The organism is Halochromatium glycolicum (assembly GCF_016584085.1).
Taxonomy (GTDB): domain Bacteria; phylum Pseudomonadota; class Gammaproteobacteria; order Chromatiales; family Chromatiaceae; genus Lamprobacter; species Lamprobacter glycolicus.
On the sequence record NZ_NRSJ01000030.1, the window covers coordinates 42,365 to 58,306 of the forward strand.

At 64.9% G+C, this 15,942-nt stretch carries 16 protein-coding genes; 13 read left to right on the top strand and 3 right to left on the bottom strand.

Features of this window, described 5'->3' with window-relative positions:
• Positions 1-48: 48 nt before the first annotated feature.
• Positions 49-1,959, bottom strand: a complete 1,911-nt coding sequence (locus CKO40_RS15555) for a diguanylate cyclase domain-containing protein (protein WP_200347226.1) — start codon at positions 1,957-1,959, stop codon at positions 49-51.
• Positions 1,960-2,136: 177 nt separating this feature from the next.
• On the opposite strand from CKO40_RS15555, the gene CKO40_RS15560 reads away from it, so the two are divergent.
• The 3 genes from CKO40_RS15560 to rfaH all read left to right on the top strand — a co-directional run bounded on the left by CKO40_RS15560 (position 2,137) and on the right by rfaH (position 4,506).
• Entirely contained in the window at positions 2,137-2,535 is a 399-nt protein-coding gene (locus CKO40_RS15560; RefSeq protein WP_200347227.1) for an H-NS histone family protein, read from the top strand.
• Between the two features lie 309 nt (positions 2,536-2,844).
• A complete protein-coding gene (locus CKO40_RS15565) occupies positions 2,845-3,963 on the top strand; it encodes an undecaprenyl-phosphate alpha-N-acetylglucosaminyl 1-phosphate transferase (RefSeq protein ID WP_200347228.1) in 1,119 nt (372 codons plus the stop codon).
• 30 nt (positions 3,964-3,993) lie between these two features.
• Positions 3,994-4,506 carry a transcription/translation regulatory transformer protein RfaH gene (gene rfaH / locus CKO40_RS15570; protein WP_200347230.1) on the top strand — a complete coding sequence of 171 codons (513 nt, stop codon included), beginning with the start codon at positions 3,994-3,996 and terminating at the stop codon, positions 4,504-4,506.
• A gap of 362 nt (positions 4,507-4,868) precedes the next feature.
• Here rfaH and CKO40_RS15575 read toward each other — a convergent pair whose 3' ends face one another.
• Together CKO40_RS15575 and CKO40_RS15580 are read right to left on the bottom strand one after the other, a co-directional pair.
• Positions 4,869-6,293, bottom strand: coding sequence for an O-antigen ligase family protein (locus CKO40_RS15575; RefSeq protein WP_200347232.1), 1,425 nt, complete (start codon positions 6,291-6,293; stop codon positions 4,869-4,871).
• 23 nt (positions 6,294-6,316) lie between these two features.
• On the bottom strand, positions 6,317-7,102 hold the full coding sequence (locus CKO40_RS15580; RefSeq protein WP_200347234.1) for a metallophosphoesterase family protein: 786 nt from the start codon (positions 7,100-7,102) through the stop codon (positions 6,317-6,319).
• Between the two features lie 175 nt (positions 7,103-7,277).
• Here CKO40_RS15580 and CKO40_RS15585 point away from each other — a divergent pair, with 175 nt between their 5' ends.
• The 10 genes from CKO40_RS15585 (at position 7,278) to CKO40_RS25415 (ending at position 15,841) form a co-directional block, all read left to right on the top strand.
• The gene (locus CKO40_RS15585) at positions 7,278-7,997 is read left to right on the top strand and encodes a transglutaminase-like cysteine peptidase (RefSeq protein WP_200347236.1); all 720 of its coding nucleotides are present in this window, start codon (positions 7,278-7,280) and stop codon (positions 7,995-7,997) included.
• Positions 7,998-8,143: 146 nt separating this feature from the next.
• Positions 8,144-8,977 (top strand): hypothetical protein, encoded by an 834-nt coding sequence (locus tag CKO40_RS15590; RefSeq protein WP_200347238.1) that lies wholly within the window; start codon positions 8,144-8,146, stop codon positions 8,975-8,977.
• A 92-nt stretch (positions 8,978-9,069) separates the two neighbouring features.
• The gene (locus CKO40_RS15595; protein ID WP_200347239.1) at positions 9,070-10,344 is read left to right on the top strand and encodes an outer membrane beta-barrel protein; all 1,275 of its coding nucleotides are present in this window, start codon (positions 9,070-9,072) and stop codon (positions 10,342-10,344) included.
• A 29-nt stretch (positions 10,345-10,373) separates the two neighbouring features.
• Positions 10,374-10,928 (top strand): polysaccharide biosynthesis/export family protein, encoded by a 555-nt coding sequence (locus tag CKO40_RS15600; RefSeq protein WP_200347240.1) that lies wholly within the window; start codon positions 10,374-10,376, stop codon positions 10,926-10,928.
• 7 nt (positions 10,929-10,935) lie between these two features.
• On the top strand, positions 10,936-13,254 hold the full coding sequence (locus tag CKO40_RS15605) for a GumC family protein (RefSeq protein ID WP_200347241.1): 2,319 nt from the start codon (positions 10,936-10,938) through the stop codon (positions 13,252-13,254).
• Positions 13,232-13,999 carry a hypothetical protein gene (locus CKO40_RS15610; RefSeq protein ID WP_200347242.1) on the top strand — a complete coding sequence of 256 codons (768 nt, stop codon included), beginning with the start codon at positions 13,232-13,234 and terminating at the stop codon, positions 13,997-13,999. Before CKO40_RS15605 ends, CKO40_RS15610 begins: the two co-directional genes overlap by 23 nt.
• A 788-nt stretch (positions 14,000-14,787) precedes the next feature.
• Positions 14,788-15,072, top strand: a complete 285-nt coding sequence (locus tag CKO40_RS15615; RefSeq protein ID WP_207173676.1) for a hypothetical protein — start codon at positions 14,788-14,790, stop codon at positions 15,070-15,072.
• Positions 15,073-15,208: 136 nt separating this feature from the next.
• Positions 15,209-15,376: a hypothetical protein gene (locus CKO40_RS15620; RefSeq protein ID WP_200347244.1), complete on the top strand. Its 168-nt coding sequence runs from the start codon at positions 15,209-15,211 to the stop codon at positions 15,374-15,376.
• A 56-nt stretch (positions 15,377-15,432) separates the two neighbouring features.
• Positions 15,433-15,672 carry a type II toxin-antitoxin system HicB family antitoxin gene (locus tag CKO40_RS15625; protein WP_200347246.1) on the top strand — a complete coding sequence of 80 codons (240 nt, stop codon included), beginning with the start codon at positions 15,433-15,435 and terminating at the stop codon, positions 15,670-15,672.
• Positions 15,653-15,841 carry a type II toxin-antitoxin system HicA family toxin gene (locus tag CKO40_RS25415; protein WP_200347248.1) on the top strand — a complete coding sequence of 63 codons (189 nt, stop codon included), beginning with the start codon at positions 15,653-15,655 and terminating at the stop codon, positions 15,839-15,841. The genes CKO40_RS15625 and CKO40_RS25415 overlap by 20 nt, the downstream gene beginning before the upstream one ends.
• Positions 15,842-15,942: the final 101 nt, after the last annotated feature.

Below are 15,942 nucleotides of genomic sequence, written 5' to 3' on the forward strand. Positions count from 1 at the left end.
GGCGAATGGCTGTCACGACGCGGACGAGTCATTAGCCGGGCGCCTTGGTCAGCGTGATTTCCTTGCGAAGCGGCGACAGCAATTCTTACCGGCTAGTTTGGCCTGGTACATCGCTTGATCGGCCTGCCGCAGCAGTTCGACGCCGTCGACCGCGTCCGGTTGCGGGAAGAAGGTGACGCCGAGGCTCAGGGTGACGCGCAGATTGGTCTCGGCAATCCGCACGGGCTCGGCCGCTGCTGCGAGCAAGCGGTCCAGGAAGGGCGCGCTCGCCTCGTTGTCGCGGAGATCCACGAGCACGACGGCGAATTCATCGCCGCCGAGCCGGGCCAAGGTGTCGCCCTCGCGCAATATCTGCTTCAGGCGTTGTGCCATGACGATCAGGCACTGATCCCCCGCGGCGTGGCCGTACGTATCGTTAATGGGCTTGAAGCCATCGAGGTCGAGATACCCGACCGCAATGGTGCGCTCCGCGCGCTGAGCCTGCGCCATCGCCTGGCGCAGGCGGTCTTCGAACAGCAAGCGGTTGGGCAGGCCCGTCAACGCATCGGTGTAGGCCATCTGCACGAGCCGGCGCTCACTTGCGCGCAGCGCTTCCTCGGCCTGCTTGCGGGTGGTGATGTCCATCGAGGTGCCGATGACGCGTACCGGCTCGCCATGTTCGTCGCAGATAACCTCCCCTTGATCCAAGATCCAACGGCCCGCCGTCGTCCCGATCCGATATTCCATCACGTAGCGTGAACGTGCTGCGATCGCCGCGTCCATGCGTGCCTTGACGGCCGGCGCATCCTCTGGATGCACGATCTGAGTCAGGAAAACCGCTTCAGTCGGTTCCTGTGCGCCGACATTGAAATAGCGGTTGATCTCGGGGGACCAGTACAGGAGCTTGGTGCGAATATCGAATTCCCACACCCCCATCCGCGCGGAGCTCAGGGCCAGTCTCAGCCTGAGATCATTCAGGCGGTTGTTCTGCTCGCGCTGTTTGCGCTCAGTGATGTCTTGGAGCGACCCGATCAGATGTGTGCTGCCTCCGTCGTGGGCGCGAGCGAGCGCGCCTCGCGCTAGGCACACCCGCCTCTCACCATCCCGGCGGATGACCCTTAGCTCCAATGCATAGGCGGTTCCGGACCGGAGGGTCTCTTCCGCAGCCGAGCGCAGCCGGTGCCAGTCCCCCGCTGCGAAGAGGCGCGCCTGATCAGCGGCGGAGGGTGTGCCGGCAGCTGGGTCGAGCTGAAAGAGACGGAACATCCCTTGAGACCAGGTCATGGTGTCGGTCGCGACCTCCCATTCCCAGCTTCCAACAGCAGCGATCCGCTCGGTGTGGGCCAACAGCGCGAACTGCCTCTGCAGCAAGGCCTCATCGCTCGTGCGTGAGCCGACCTCCACCGCGGTGTCGTCAGTGGCGATCGAGCGCCCGCGCGCACCCTCTTGAGCATCTGCCGAGCGATGCAATCCATCGACCTCCGACGCCGCGGACGGGCTCGGCGCTGCTGATGCGCCCTCGTCCTGAGCCGCCAGTGCGCCGCGTGGGTCTTCCGAGAGCGGCTCGGTTGAGAGGGAGCGATCCTCCAGCCAGGTGTAGACGCCCTCGAGCGCACCATTGCTCGGGTTGCGAATCGGGATCGCACCAACGTTGAGCCAGACATGCGCCCGGCGTTCGGGATTGAGCACGCCGAGAACGATGTTGGCGACCGTCTCGCCAGTGCGCAGCGCCACCATAATGGGGTGCCGATCGCCGCAGAGTGGCGTTCCGTCCTCTTGGCGGGTACGCCAGTCTGCGCTGATCAGCGTCTTGCCGCGCAGCTGCTCCAGTGAGACCCCGAGCATCCGCTCGGCTGCGGTGTTGGCGGTTCTGATCTCACCCTGGGCGTTCTGAAAGACGATCCCAACGGGTAGGCCATCCAAGACCTGCTGGCACTGTGGAAAGCCATCAGGTCCTCGCTGCCGGTCGGAGACTGACATGACCAAGGTGTCCTAAGACTTGCTCGTGGATCGGTTTGTCAGATTGGGCAATGCTATCAATGGGTAGTCAGCATCAGCATTCGGCCGGGTACTTGAAATATTTTTTCAAGGCAGGAATGATTCGCACGAAACATCTTATACCAGCAAACGCCCATCACGTGTATGAGGAGCGAATTGATGAAGAACTATGAAGAATTGAGCGCCGAAGAGCTGGAGGCTGAGCTTGAGGAACTGGCCGCAAAAGAGCAGACACTCGCTCGCGCACTCGAGGCGCGCCGCGAAGAAGAAAAGCGCGAGCTGGGCAACGAGATCAAGGCAATGATCAAGGAGCGCGGCCACGACATCGAGGAGATCGTCAGTCTCGTGTTCGGCCGTAAATCCCGCAGCGACAAGTCAGGCGCTTCCAACGCCAGCTATGCCCGCTATGCGGACCCGGACAATCCTAACAACACCTATCTCCGCGGGCGGCTACCGAATTGGCTAGTCAAGAAGATGAGCGCCAACGGCTATGACCCGGGCTCGGCTGAGCAGCGGGCCCAGTTCAAAGAGGAACACCTCGTCAAACTCGCAGGCTAGCCGGGTCCGAGCATCGCGCCATTCCGCCTGCGGGAACATCAAGATGAATTAGTGTGAAGGCACTGGGTCGGTTGAGAAATGCTCACCGGCGAATATGAAGTTCTATGAAAGAGGAGGGTCTTCTCTACATAATTCTTTAAGATTTTCACACGATCTGCTGCACCTAAAGCCTGTCGATCCGGTGCATAATGCACTCAGGGTCCTACTCCAAAATTCTGGTTTGTGCAGCAGATTCTCCATTCTGCAACGTCCATTGGAAGGCAGTAGTACCGCCCGCAACAGTCACCGTTTTGTAAGGATGTGACAACGATGCAGAGTCTAAGCGTTGCGCTGGGGGCATGCGTTGCCGCCGGCACGAGTCTAATCGCGATCTTTGCGTTGCACCCGTTGGCCCCGCGCCTCGGACTGATCGATCACCCTGACGACCGGCGCAAGCTCCACCAGCGCGCTATTCCCCCCATCGGCGGTCTGAGTATCGCCGCCGGTCTGCTCGCCGCCTACCTGGCCACCTTACCCTCATCGGAGCAGACCGGCATCGCACTCTTGGGTGCCGCGCTGTTGGTCGTCGTCGGCGGCCTCGACGACCGCTTCAACCTCGATTACCAGCTCAGATTCCTTGCCCAGACCGGCGCTGCCCTGATCCTGGTCCTGGGCGCCGGCATCGAGGTCACCGGCCTCGGCAACCTGCTCGGCTTCGGTACCATCGACCTCGGCGCATTCTCGGTGCCGTTCTCGGTCATCGCCGTCGTCGGCCTCATCAACGCCTTCAACATGATCGACGGCATCGATGGCCTCTCCGGCGGACTCGCCTTGATCGCGCTCATCAGCCTCTGCATCGTCGGCGCCGCTGGTGCAACGGGCAGTGTCTTCCCGCTGCCCATCGTCTGCGCAGCATTGCTGCCATACCTGGCATGCAATCTCGGCATCGGGAGGCTACGCCAGAAGAAGATCTTCCTGGGCGACGCGGGCAGCATGCTCCTCGGCTATCTCGTTGGTTGGGCGTTGATCAGCGCTACTCAGCCGGCCGCGGCCGCAGCAGGGCAGACCGCTGCCGCATCCAATCTGGCACCGGTCATCGTCCTCTGGCTGGTCGCCATCCCGCTGCTCGATGTCTTCAACGTCATGAGCTGGCGCATGCTGCGCAAGCGCTCCCCGTTCAAGGCGGATCGCAGTCATCTGCATCACATGCTCACCCGCGTCCTTGGTCACCCCCGTATCGCCCTGGTCGTCATCCTGACGCTGGCCAGCCTATTTGCTGCCGGCGCCCTCATGGCCTGGCAGCTCGGCGCACCAGAGCCGGTGCTGTTCTATGCCGCGCTGCTCGTCTTTGCCGGCTATGTGCTCATGCAGAGCCATGTCCCGCGCGTCTACAGCGGGCGCTATCGCCGCCGTCTGCAGCGGCGCCTTGCCCTGCAAACAGTGCTGTGATCGGCAAAGTCAAGACGAGCCCCCCAACCCATGAAAACCTTTCCCCATCATCAACCGCGCTGGTACGTCGTCCAGAGCAAGCCCCGCCAGGCCGAGCGTGCCCAGAACTGCCTCGAGCAACAGGGCTACCAGGTCTTCCTGCCGCGCATCACCGTCGAGCGCGTCCAGCGTAAGCAGCGCTGCTTCGTCGAGGAGCCATTGTTCCCGAACTACCTCTTCATCCGCCTCCAGCGCTGGGTGGACAACTGGTCTCCGGTGCGCTCCACCCGCGGCGTCGCGCGGCTGGTGGCTTTTGGGAGTGAACCGGTCCCGATCGCCGACCACCTGATCGACGCCATCGCGCAGCGCTGCGCCGAGACTGCCGATCCCCGCGAACTGCACGCTGGCCAAGAGGTCCGCATCCTCGACGGCCCTTTCGCCGGCCTCAACGCCATCTTCCAGGCACCGCACGGGGAGCAGCGCGCCCACCTGCTCATTGAGCTGCTGCATCGCAAGGTCACCGTCAGCATCCCGCAGCGCCAGATCAGCGCCTGCTGCGCCTAGTGAGCCCTGATTGACCATCATGGTCCACGCGGCAAGCGCCGATCGATCAGCGCCTCGCTCGTGCATCGCGTCGGAGGTAGCGAGCCCCTTTTCCTGCCACCTGGCTTTCAGCGCTGTAGGAATCGTCCACTCTCAGCCCTGTAGGAGCCCGCTTGCCGGCGACCAGGTCTTTCAGGCTGTAGGCCCGCTTGCGGGCAGCCAGACGCTCAGCCCCGTAGGAGCCCGCTTGCGGGCGACCAGACCGCATTCGCGTCGGTGAAGATCGCCCGCAAGCGGGCTCCTACCTCACGGCCATGGCGGACGCCAGCCTCATGGCCACGGCAGGCAGCGATAATCGGTCTTGGGATCTCCGCTGTCTTGCCCTAACGGGCATGGCCTGAGCGCTGCGGCGCGCTCCCGAAGGCCGCGCCGGCCAGGAACAGATAGGCCAGCACCACCGCCGGCATCTGCATACTGAAATCCACCAGCGCGTGCAGGCCCACCTGCACCGTCGCGGCCACGAAGAGCAGCGCCAGCTCCAGCTCCTGGCGTTGCGCACTCATCACCAACGCCGTGCCCAACAGCAGCGCAAACGCGCCCATCAGCGCAATGGTCGCCGGCCAGCCGAGCTCCATCACCAGCTCCAGGTAGTCGTTATGGCCGCGCCGAAGGATCGCCGGAATGGTCTCATCGCGCACCAGCCGGAACGCCGACTCGAAACTCCCCAACCCATAGCCGAGCAAAGGCCGCTCATCGATCGCCTCCTGCATCAGCGCATACCCCTCGAAGCGCAGGTCGCCGTTCTCGAACAGGTGCGCAAAGCGCGCCGCGGTCTGATCCCCGCTCAGGAACAGGTTCAGCGCCAGCAACACCAGCGGCAGGCTCACCAGTGCCAGCCCGAGCGTCCGTGTGCGTCCGGTCGGCAAGCGCAAGCTCCACCCCGACAACAGCAACGTCAGGCCGGCCAGGAAGGCCACCAGCCCCATGCGCGACTCGCTCAGCAGCAGCGCCAGGAAGCACACCACGGCCGCGATCACCAGCGGCCAACCGGTGGTGCTCACATCCTCGATGAAACTGCGCAACCGCGCGCGCCGATCGGTCTCGCGGCTGGCCAATTGCCGCAGATAGCGCAGGATCAGCGCCAGCGCCGTCAAGGTCCCAAGGCCGACATAGGTCGCATAGTTATTCCGATTGATGAAGGTTGAACGCACCAGATCGGCGCCGACGATATCATCGAACCACAGAAACGACTCGAACCCGGCGAAATAGACCACCAGCCCGTAGACCGCATAGCTGGTCTGCGCCGCAATGAACAGACGCAGCAGCAATTCCCGGTTGCGGCCGCGCCGGCACAGCCAGAACGCCAGCCAGGCGAACACCAGGAAGGTGAGGAAGTGGGTCGCCACCTGCAGCGAGCGCTCCGGCACCAGCGACAACGCCCCGGCCAGCTCCGGGCGCTCCAGCAGACTGCGCGTCTGCGCCCAGGCCGGATGCTCGAGCCCTGGGAACAGCCCCGGCAGACCCTGCGTGTAGCCCCACAGGATCACCCCCAGCGCCAGCGCGCTGGCCGCCACCACCGGCGGCTGCGGCAGGGTGATACCGCGCCCGCGGTGCCGGCGCTGCAGCACGAACGACACCACCGCCAGCGCCACCACCACCCCATAGAGCGCCGGCCACACCGCATAGACGCTGCCAAAGGGCAGGGGGCTGAGCACCAGCAACGCCGCGAATAGCCAGAACGACAAACCGCGCGTCGGCGCCTGCCGACGGCGTAAGGCGGAGTGGGACAAGACAGCGGAACTGAGCATTAAGCGACTCCTTGAATGAACCTCTAATCGGGCAACGGCCGCGGCCCGCCTTCGCGCGTATCCAAAAGCCAACGCCCGGTTCCCTCGAGCACCAGGCAGCTGAGCCGACCGGTGGCATAGGCACCGGTGTCCACGCCGATCCGATTCGCGCGGACATCAACAGCAACGCTCACGTGATGGCCATGCACCACCATCAGTGGATGCGGCTTGCGAGCGCTCAGAAAGGGCTCGCGAATCCAGAGCAGGTCCTGCGGCGCCTGCGCCTCCAACGGCACGCCCGGGCGAATCCCCGCATGCACGAAGAGATAATCACCAAACCGGCGTGAGAGCTCGAGCTGCTCCAGAAACGCGAGATGATGCGCCGGCAGCGCCGCCCGCAATGCCGCCGCGGCCTCCAGCAGCCCGTCGGCATCCGGGGTCGGCGGCGCCACCTGGTACGAGCTGAGCGTCGCCAACCCGCCGAACTCCAGCCAGTGCGCTCCGGCCAGCGGATCAGCCAAGAAGCCCAGCATCGCCTGCTCGTGATTCCCCATCAGGCAGCAGCGGTTCAGTGCTGCCGCCGGTGGCCGGCTCAAGCACTCCAAGACCTCCCGGCTCTGCGGGCCGCGGTCCACATAGTCGCCCAAGTAGATCAGCCACCGATCCCGATCCGGATACCGAGCCGCATCGGCTTCGATCCGCGCCTGTAACGGCTCCAACAGATCCGCACGCCCATGGATATCGCCGACCACATACAGGCGCATCTCCTCGGGCGCGCGCGCCGGCTCCGGGCGCGCGGTACGCCGACCATCCGTCATCCATCCCCACATCGCCACGCTCCATCGAACTGCTGAACCAAGCGCCAAGCTGCCCAACAAGCCGCCCAACAAGCTGCCCAAACTGTGCACTCCGTCACAATCTACGCACACTCATTCGCCTGATCACTCAAGCGGAACTCGCTTCGGCCGAATCGTTTGATTAGAGCCGAAGACCGAGAACCTGCCCGTGATTCATTTTGCGCCAATCAGGCGTATGCGCGCGTTCAGTCGCGCGTTCAGTACTGCTGATTCCAGGCGGAAGCAGCGGCCATCTCAATGGCGATTCTTTGCGTTGATCTGCATCGGCCAAATGTTGATCACGAGTCCGGCCATTGCCAATAGCTTTGAGCGCGATGGCATCTTCACGCAGACCGGCAAAAAGTACGTGGATTTTCGGCCCATTCCGAAATGGTCCAATCTCCTGGAGCGTTTCGAGGCGGAGGAGCGTCGCGACCAAGACTGCCGTCGCCACGGCGCCGGCCGCTGCCCCTACGATCGCTGGAAGCGCACCATCGATACGCTCAGGTTCAAGAGCAAGGCCGCCCAGGTCAGCGGTGTGAATGAATTTGCCAATCAATGGCGATACGTTGCAGACGCCGCGAATTGGGGCCAAGAGGATTATTGGGCAATACCTGGTGAGTTCTTCCGCAAAGCCGGTGACTGTGAAGACTATGCATTCGTCAAGTTCATGAGCCTGCGCGCCCTCGGCTTCAGCAATGATGAGCTCCGCTTGGTCGTGGTGGAAGACCTTAAACATAACAGCCAGCACACCGTGGTCCTGGTCGAGCTTCATGGCCGTGTACTGCAATTGGACAACCAAATCGATCAGGTGATTCCAGCTGAATCGGTACACCACTATAAACCCATCTATGCGGCCAATGAACAGGCCTGGTGGCTCTACCGCTAGGATGCCGCATTCCGCGCACGACGAAAATACCGAACCCCTCCTGATCGGAGATATCTACATACTTCTTCATTTTTCTTAAACACCCTGCCTGTCGATAATTTAGGCACTTTGACAATCTCGGTCACTGCCGGAGCCAAGGTGCCTCAATGAAGAACCCACGCATCGCTGTAACGGTCCTGAGCTTGCTGATCGCGCTTGGCGTGCACACCAGCGGCCAAGCCCAACCCACGCTCGCAACAGAAGCGCCCGCCGCTGCGCCGGTCGGTGCCCAGGCCGAGGTTGCCGGAACAGAGCAAACCCCGATCACCCCCGTCACACCCGAGACCCTGCGCCAGGCCATCGCGGACGGCACCTTGGACGACGTCATCACCGAGGCCTTGGGTGAGAGCCCTGGGCCGGAGCAGATCGCCGCCCTGCAGCAAGCGCTCGATAACCTGGCGGTGAACGCGCCAGCCGATGCCGCCGTTGCCGCGCAAGCCGTGGTCGCCCATGCGCGGCTGCTGGCTGTCGACAACCCGCAGGGCGCGGTCGACGTCGCCCGGTCAGCGGTCCGTGCACTGACCTATCCTGCGGTTGCCGACGCCGTACCTGATGTCGTCGGCCAGAGCCTGGCGGAGGTGGTTGGCGTGGTCACGCTGGCGGAACGCTCAGGCGAGAGCCAAGGCCTGACCCTGACGGGGACTGAGGTCGCCCAGCAGGTGGTCGACTTCGCCCAGACCAACGATGCCGTCAGCGCCGCGGTGCCGGACTTCGACCAGCGCGTCGCCGAGGCCGAGGAGTTGGCCGATGTCCAAGCCGATCTGGCCGGTGTCGCCCCTGCCGCCGAGGGCGAGCAGGCCGCCGAGGGCGAGCAGGCCGCCGATGAGGTCGGCGACGACCCGGGCCTCGGAGAGGCCGCTGAGCTGGTCAGCACGCTGACGACCGCCGTCGACGAGGGCGGTGGCGGCGGCGGCTCGATCATCAGCCCGGCCGCACCCTGACGCCATCGCGCAGGCCGCTCATTGAGCGCGATGCCGGCACAGCGTCGGCGTGCCTGCTTCAGCCTGTCTGATCAATGATAAGGAGGTGACCCGTGCGAGTCCTCGTCTCGACCTGGATCATCATCACTGTTGCGGCTCAAGGCCTAGGCATCGCTGCCGCGCGGGCACAGGACACAGCCGGCGACATCGCCTATGACGTCAGCGACGCGCTGCGCCCGCTGCAGGCCCGGGGCATCGGCTCCCTGCGCCTGGGCGCCTGGTTGCTGACGCCGGTCGTCAACATCGGCCAGACCTACGACGACAACATCTTCGCCCGGCCCGATGACGAGGTCGACGACTTCATCACCGATATCGACCCGGTCATCACCCTGGCCTCGGACTGGAACCGCCACCAGACCGCCTTCGAGCTCAGCGGCAGCTTCGGTTTCTACCAAGCGAACCCGGACGAGAACCGCCGCGACTACTCCATCGCCAACACCACCGTGCTCGACGTCTGGGCCGGGACCCAGCTCACCAGCGATCTGCTGTACCGCCATGCGCAGACCCCGCGGACCTCGCCTGACAACATTGGCGCCTCCGCCGAGCCACTGAGGTTCGACGAACGCCGCGCCAGCCTCGAGTTCTCGCGCGACCTCAGTATCTTCACCCTCAGCCTCAGCGGCACGGTGAAGCGTCTGACCTACTCGAATAGCGAGGCTGTCGGCGGCGGCACCATCAACAATTCCGATCGCGACCGCACCGACAGCGGCTATGCGATCACCCTCGGCTACGAGCCGTTCCCGCAGACCAGCGCCTCGCTCAGCGTCGGCTATGAGAACGTCGACTACGACGACTCCGCCCAATTCGGCGGGCCGGACCGCGACAACAACGGTTTGGCCATCGACCTCAACGCCAGCAAGACCATCAGCGAGCTCTGGAGCATCGATCTCAACCTGGGCTACCGCCCGCGCGACTTTGCCGACCCCAGCCTGGACGACCTCAGCGGCAGCAAGGCCATCGTGCTGGGCGCCGACGTCCAATGGGCACCGACGCGCCTGACCTCGCTCACAGGCACTCTCGCGCGGCGCTCCTACGAGACCACTCAGGCCGGCGCCTCGGCCATCGTTGGCACCTTCGCCACGCTCGGCGTCGAGCACCAACTGCTGCGCCACCTCGAGGTCAGCGCCGGGCTCGATTACAACCTGAGCGACTACGAAGGCGCCACCCGGGAGGACCGCGATTACGGCCTCAGCCTCGGGCTCGAATACACGCTGATGCGGTTCTTGGCCATCGAGGCCGAATACAGCTACCGCGAGCGTGACAGCACCGATGACAGCGCCGACTACGACAAGAACACCGCCTACCTCGGCCTACGGCTGAGCTTCTGATCACCGCACATCATGGAGAGACCGAATATATGACCCTCCCAGCATGCCCCACGCACCGGATGCCGCGGCCCAGCCTGTTGCTGTGGATCGGGTTGCTGCTGCTCACAATGCCCCAGCTGCTGCCGGCCCAAGGCGCCGACTACCAGCTCGGCCCCGGCGACAAGCTGCGCATCACCGTCTTCGCTGAGCCCTATCTCTCCGGCGAATACATCGTCAGCGCCAACGGCTCGGTCTCGATGCCGCTCATCGAACCAGTGGAGGTCGGCGGCCGCACGGTTCAAGAGGCCGAGGACTTGGTGGAGCAGGGCCTGCGCGCCGGCTTCATCGGCGATCCCGACGTCGCCATCGAGGTCCTCGACTACCGCCCCTTCTTCATCATCGGCGAGGTCAAGAACCCGGGCAGTTATCCCTACGTCGCCGATATGTCGGTGTTGCATGCAGTGGCCATCGCCGGCGGCTTCACCGCGCGCGCAGCGAAGCAAAAGATCGAGATCCAGCGCGACGGCGACGTGCTGCGCTCGGTTGCGAACACCACCCCGGTCCTGCCGGACGACATCATCACCGTCAAGCAGCGCTTCTTCTAGATCACGTATGGACAACGGACGCAACGCGCTGCCTCCAGGGAGTCAGCCCTATCCCGCCTACCAGATCCCGGCGGACCCGCACGCCCACCTGGGCCCGACCTCCATGGGCCCGACCGAAGAGCGCGACGGGCCCGACCTACGCGCACTGCTGAGTGTCCTCTGGCGCCGCCGCTACGTCATCCTCGGCACGGCCCTGTTCATCTACCTGCTGGCGTTCATCTATCAGATCCAGCTCACGCCCCGGTACACCGCCTCGACCCTGCTGACGCTCCAGTTCCGCAGCGAGGCCGTCGTCGACATCCAGGCGGTCATCTCCGGCCTCTCGGCCAACGAGAGCGTCATCCAGACCGAGATGGAGGTCATCTCGTCGCGGCGCTTGATCAGCCAGCTCGTCGACCGGCTGAATCTGACGCGCGACCCCGAGTTCAACCCGGCCCTGCGCGATGACAGCTCGCTGCTGCAGCTGCTCGACCCGCGCACCTACCTCTCCTCGGACTGGTTGATTGCGCTGGGTCTGGAGGAACCGCCCGAGCCGCTGAGCGAGGCCGAGCGCGAACAGCGCCAACGCGCTGCCGTCATCGGCCGCGTCAGCAGTGCGCTCAGCGTCAGCAGCCCGCGCATGGCGTACACCATCAAGATCGCGTTCGAGTCCGAGAACCCGCACACCGCCGCCCGGCTCGCCAACACCCTGGCGCAGGTCTATCTGGACGACCAGCTCGAGGCCAAGTTCGAGGCCACCCAGCGCGCCACCGACTGGCTCAGCACCCGCATCGCCGAGCTGCGCCAGCGCGTCGTCGCCGCCGAGCGCGCGGTCCAGGCCTACCGCGAAGAGCATTCGCTGATCGAGTCCGGCAACCAAGGCACGATCAGCGAGCAGCAGCTCGCGCAGCTCAACGCCGACCTGGTCGCCGCCAAGACCCAGCTCGCCGAGGCCAAGGCCCGCTACCGCCAGATCCAGGACAGCGGCCCGGCCAACGCCGCAGCCCTGGGCGAGGTCATGAAATCGCCCATGATCCAGCGTCTGAGCCAACAGGAGGCCGACATCCAGCGCGAGGCCGCCGAGCTCTCCGAGCGCTACGGCCGCAAGCACCCGGAGGTGATCAATGTCCGCTCCGAGCTGCGCGACATCCGCCGCAGCATCAGCGCCGAGATCGCCAAGATCGCCAAGAGCGTCGAGAACGAGGTCGAGCTGGCCCAGGCCCGGGTCGACGACCTGAGCGCCACCCTGGAAGACCTGCAGGCCAAGAAGGCGCAGCTGGAAGGCTCGCGCATCGAGCTGCGCGAACTCGAGCGCGAGGCCGAATCCAGCCGCCTCCTGCTCGAGACCTTCATGAACCGCTTCAAGGAGGTCAGCACCCAGGAGGGCCTGCAGAAGCCCGATGCGCGCATCCTCTCCGCGGCGCAGCCCGGCACCCAGACCTTCCCCAACCGGCAGCGGTCACTGATCATCGCCTTGATCCTCGCGCTGGGCGCCGGCGTTGGCCTTGCCTTCCTGCTGGAGAAGCTCGACAACGGCTACCGCACCCCGGAGCAGCTGGAGCAGGCCCTGCGCATGCGCGGCCTCGGCATGGTGCCCAAGCTCAGCGCGCTGAAGCTGCGCGGGCGCACGCCCGCACAATACGTGCTGCAGAAGCCCGCCTCCTCCTACGGCGAGGCCCTGCGCACCGTCTACACCGCCATCACCCACGCCCGCGCCGGCGGCGCCAGGCCCAAGCGGCTGCTGGTGACCTCCTCGCTCGCCGGTGAGGGCAAGACCACCTTCTGCCTCAGCATGGCGCGCCTGCTGGCCCTGGCCGGCAACAACCGCATCCTGTTGCTGGAGGCCGACCTGCGCCGCGGGCGCGTGGGCAAGGCGCTCGCCAACACCGGCGCCGCGGCCGAGGCCCCGCCCGTCTCGGACTACCTCACAGGCGAGGTCGCCGACTGGCGCCACTGCGTGCACACCGAGCCCGACAGCGGTCTGGACCTGATCGCCGCCGGCGCCAAGGTCCAGCACCCGCAGACCCTGCTGCAATCGGCGGCCATGCAACGCCTGCTCGACGAGGCCGCCGACAGCTACGACCTCGTCCTCATCGACACCCCACCGCTGCTCGCGGTAGCCGATGCGCTGGTGCTCACCGACCATGTCGATGCCACCGTGCTCCTCGTGCAATGGGAATCGACGCCGCGCGACGCCGTCAAGAGCACCCTGGCGATGCTGCGCAAGGCGCACGCACCGGAGGGCGGGGTACTGCTGACCCAGGTGGACGTCAAGAAGCACGCCTACTACGGCTATGGCGACTACGCCTCCTACTACGGCCGCTATGGCACCTACTACAGCAATTGACCCTGAACGCATCGAGGCCCCCGCACCCGGCCACGCCGCCGGCACTGACAGCTGGAGCGGGCGCGACGGCCTGATCGCCGCGCTCGCGCTCATCACCGCCGTCGCGCTGCTGCTGCTGGCCGGCAACCAACTGCTCACCCAACTGACCCGCATCCCCGCCAACAGCTACTACGAGCTGCGCCAATCGCAGTTCCGCTCACCCGAGCACGGCCAGGGCTACCTGCGCGAGGCCCTCTCGCGCCTGCAGCGCATTCCGCCCGAGCGCCGCGGTGCCCAGGAATGGCGCCGCCTGGCCGCCGCCTGGCTGCTGCGCCGGGTGCCGCCGGACGACTTGGAGCAGCGCGCGCAGCGCGACCGCGCCATCCGCCAGGCCATCACCGCCAGCCTGATCCAGGAGCCGGTACAGGCACAGAGCTGGGCCTATCTGGCTGATCTGCAGCAGACCCCGCCGGCCGACTGCGCCGCCGCCATGGCCGCCCTCACGCAATCCTTCCGCGTCGCGCCGGTCGAGCCGACCCTGGCCGCCTACCGGCTGGCGCTGGCCGCGCGCTGCCCCATGCAATGGACCCCGGAGCTGCTCACCGCGCTGCGCGCCAACCTGCTGGTCCCCTATGCAGACGACCGCGCCATCAGCGCCTGGGCGGCCGAACGCCCGCGCGTGCAGCGCATGATCCGCCGCCTGCTGCAACCGCACCCGCAGGCCCTCGCACGCTTCGAGCGCGCACTGGAGGCCGCGGCCGGCTGAGCATGCTTTTGGGGTCATGCCCTTGCCAGCAGCGCCCGGAGATGATCGAATAGTGCTCTGCGTTCACCTATGAACGCACACGAGCAAGACAAACGAGCCCAGGAGCCCAGGAGCCCAGGAGCCCAGGTGCCCAGGCGCCCAGGCGCCCAGGCGCCCAGGCACTCAGGCACCCAGGCACCAGCAAATGTCCCAAAAAGAACGGTTGGGGCAGTGCGGCAGCTATGGCCCAACGTTCATGACACGTCGTCCCGGCCGGGAAGCCGGGACCCAGGCCAGGGACAGGTCACGTCCAGCAACCAAAGCCCGTCCAGGCCAAACTCCCAGAAGCCGGGACCCAGGCCGGGGACAGGTCACGACCAGCAAACCAAAGCCCGCCCAGGCCAAACTCCCAGAAGCCGGGACCCAGGCCAGGGACAGGTCACGTCCAGCAACCAAAGCCCACCCAGGCCAAACTCCCAGAAGCCGGGACCCAGGCCAGGAACGGGTCACGTCCAGCAAACCAAAGCCCGTCCAGGGCAAATTCCTAAACCGGCAGCTACATGGAACTAATCCAAAGGGTACGAGACAAGGCAGAGTTGGGCATCTTGCGCAGGTCGCTGCACTACTTCGGATGCTCATGTTCAGCCTTTAGAAACTGCCCATCAACTTCTTCCCGATTTGCGGGCCAGCGTTGGGCGATCATCGGGAAGTAGAAAATGGACAGCCACTTACCATCGCGGCGCCGAGCATCGTCTTTGAAGCGCGCGGTAAGATCTGCGTGACTCGTCAGCTGCCCCAGACCGACGCCTATGACCACCGCTGCCTTTCGACCCCCACCGGGCGGATTCATCTTGTTGCTGGCCCCACTCGTTCTGCTTGGGCTCCATTACGGCTACGAGGCCTATCTTGCCGAGGCCTGCATCGCTGATGGGGGATCGTTCAACTATGAGGCCTGGACCTGCTCGCTGACTGAGCAGTTCGAGGCCAGGCCCTACCTCCATCGCCATTGGGGCAAAGCCCTGATCGCGTTGAGCTTCTCGCTCAGCGGCTTGATCGTGCTGATGCTGAGCTGGCTGAGACATCGACAACGCTGATCGGCGATCGACGCCCGCTTGCTTGGGATCATCACTGACATCTGCGGCGCCTGCCGCCCGAATTGGGAACAAGGCTCCGCTCGACGACCTCCAGCAGCGCCGCCCGCTGCGACTGCGCGAGCGCCCGCTGATCGTCATGGAATGCTCCGTCATCGCCGAGCGTTCCCTGGGGCTGGGCTACAGTGACGAGGCCCTAGCGCTGATGCAGCGCTATCGTGACACCTGCCGCCGCTTCAGCGGCGACTTCACGCTGCTCTGGCACAACTCGCATCTGGAGTCCGAGAGTGAAACTCGCCTATGCTGACCATGGACCGAGGGTGTCGCCGCCGGCGAGGCGAAGCAACCGTTGAGATTCTCACAATGATTCAAAGCTACACCGCAAGATACACAAGCATCCCCTCCGGATACCTCGGTCAGTTGATTGACTGGCCCGAGGTCATGACCGAAGGGAGGACCTTGGAGGAATGCCGCGACCTGCTTCGGGACGCCCTGAACGAGATGGTTCTCGCTTACCGAAAACTCGACAAAGAGATACCACGCGGCAACGCCTTACTTGAACAAGTTGCCGTGGAGCTCGAGCATGTCGGTGAAGCGGCGTGACCTTGTGCGATACTTCGAGGCGCATGGGTTCTATCTGCTGCGTGAAGGTGCCAATCATGCAATCTATACCAACGGAACCAAGGTCATCCCGATTAAGCGGCATCGACAGCTTGATCGCATCACGGCGAATGAGTTGTGCAAGCAGGCTGGACTTGACCCGAAGTATTAAGGATGCCCGTTCATGCTCAGCCTCCGCTGAGCCGCCGCACCACCACTGAGGGCATCCCGGCCACTTCCCCTCCGTCATGCCGGCCCACCCCTCCGTCATGC

Bases quoted from the DNA above. Each gene is read 5' to 3' on its own strand.
- CKO40_RS15555 (WP_200347226.1), bottom strand. From the start codon at position 1,959: ATGTCAGTCTCCGACCGGCAGCGAGGACCTGATGGCTTTCCACAGTGC.
- CKO40_RS15560 (WP_200347227.1), top strand. From the start codon at position 2,137: ATGAAGAACTATGAAGAATTGAGCGCCGAAGAGCTGGAGGCTGAGCTT.
- CKO40_RS15615 (WP_207173676.1), top strand. From the start codon at position 14,788: ATGACCACCGCTGCCTTTCGACCCCCACCGGGCGGATTCATCTTGTTG.
- CKO40_RS15610 (WP_200347242.1), top strand. From the start codon at position 13,232: ATGGCACCTACTACAGCAATTGACCCTGAACGCATCGAGGCCCCCGCA.
- CKO40_RS15625 (WP_200347246.1), top strand. From the start codon at position 15,433: ATGATTCAAAGCTACACCGCAAGATACACAAGCATCCCCTCCGGATAC.
- CKO40_RS15580 (WP_200347234.1), bottom strand. From the start codon at position 7,102: ATGTGGGGATGGATGACGGATGGTCGGCGTACCGCGCGCCCGGAGCCG.
- CKO40_RS15575 (WP_200347232.1), bottom strand. From the start codon at position 6,293: ATGCTCAGTTCCGCTGTCTTGTCCCACTCCGCCTTACGCCGTCGGCAG.
- CKO40_RS25415 (WP_200347248.1), top strand. From the start codon at position 15,653: ATGTCGGTGAAGCGGCGTGACCTTGTGCGATACTTCGAGGCGCATGGG.
- CKO40_RS15600 (WP_200347240.1), top strand. From the start codon at position 10,374: ATGACCCTCCCAGCATGCCCCACGCACCGGATGCCGCGGCCCAGCCTG.
- CKO40_RS15590 (WP_200347238.1), top strand. From the start codon at position 8,144: ATGAAGAACCCACGCATCGCTGTAACGGTCCTGAGCTTGCTGATCGCG.
- CKO40_RS15565 (WP_200347228.1), top strand. From the start codon at position 2,845: ATGCAGAGTCTAAGCGTTGCGCTGGGGGCATGCGTTGCCGCCGGCACG.
- rfaH (WP_200347230.1), top strand. From the start codon at position 3,994: ATGAAAACCTTTCCCCATCATCAACCGCGCTGGTACGTCGTCCAGAGC.
- CKO40_RS15605 (WP_200347241.1), top strand. From the start codon at position 10,936: ATGGACAACGGACGCAACGCGCTGCCTCCAGGGAGTCAGCCCTATCCC.
- CKO40_RS15620 (WP_200347244.1), top strand. From the start codon at position 15,209: ATGGAATGCTCCGTCATCGCCGAGCGTTCCCTGGGGCTGGGCTACAGT.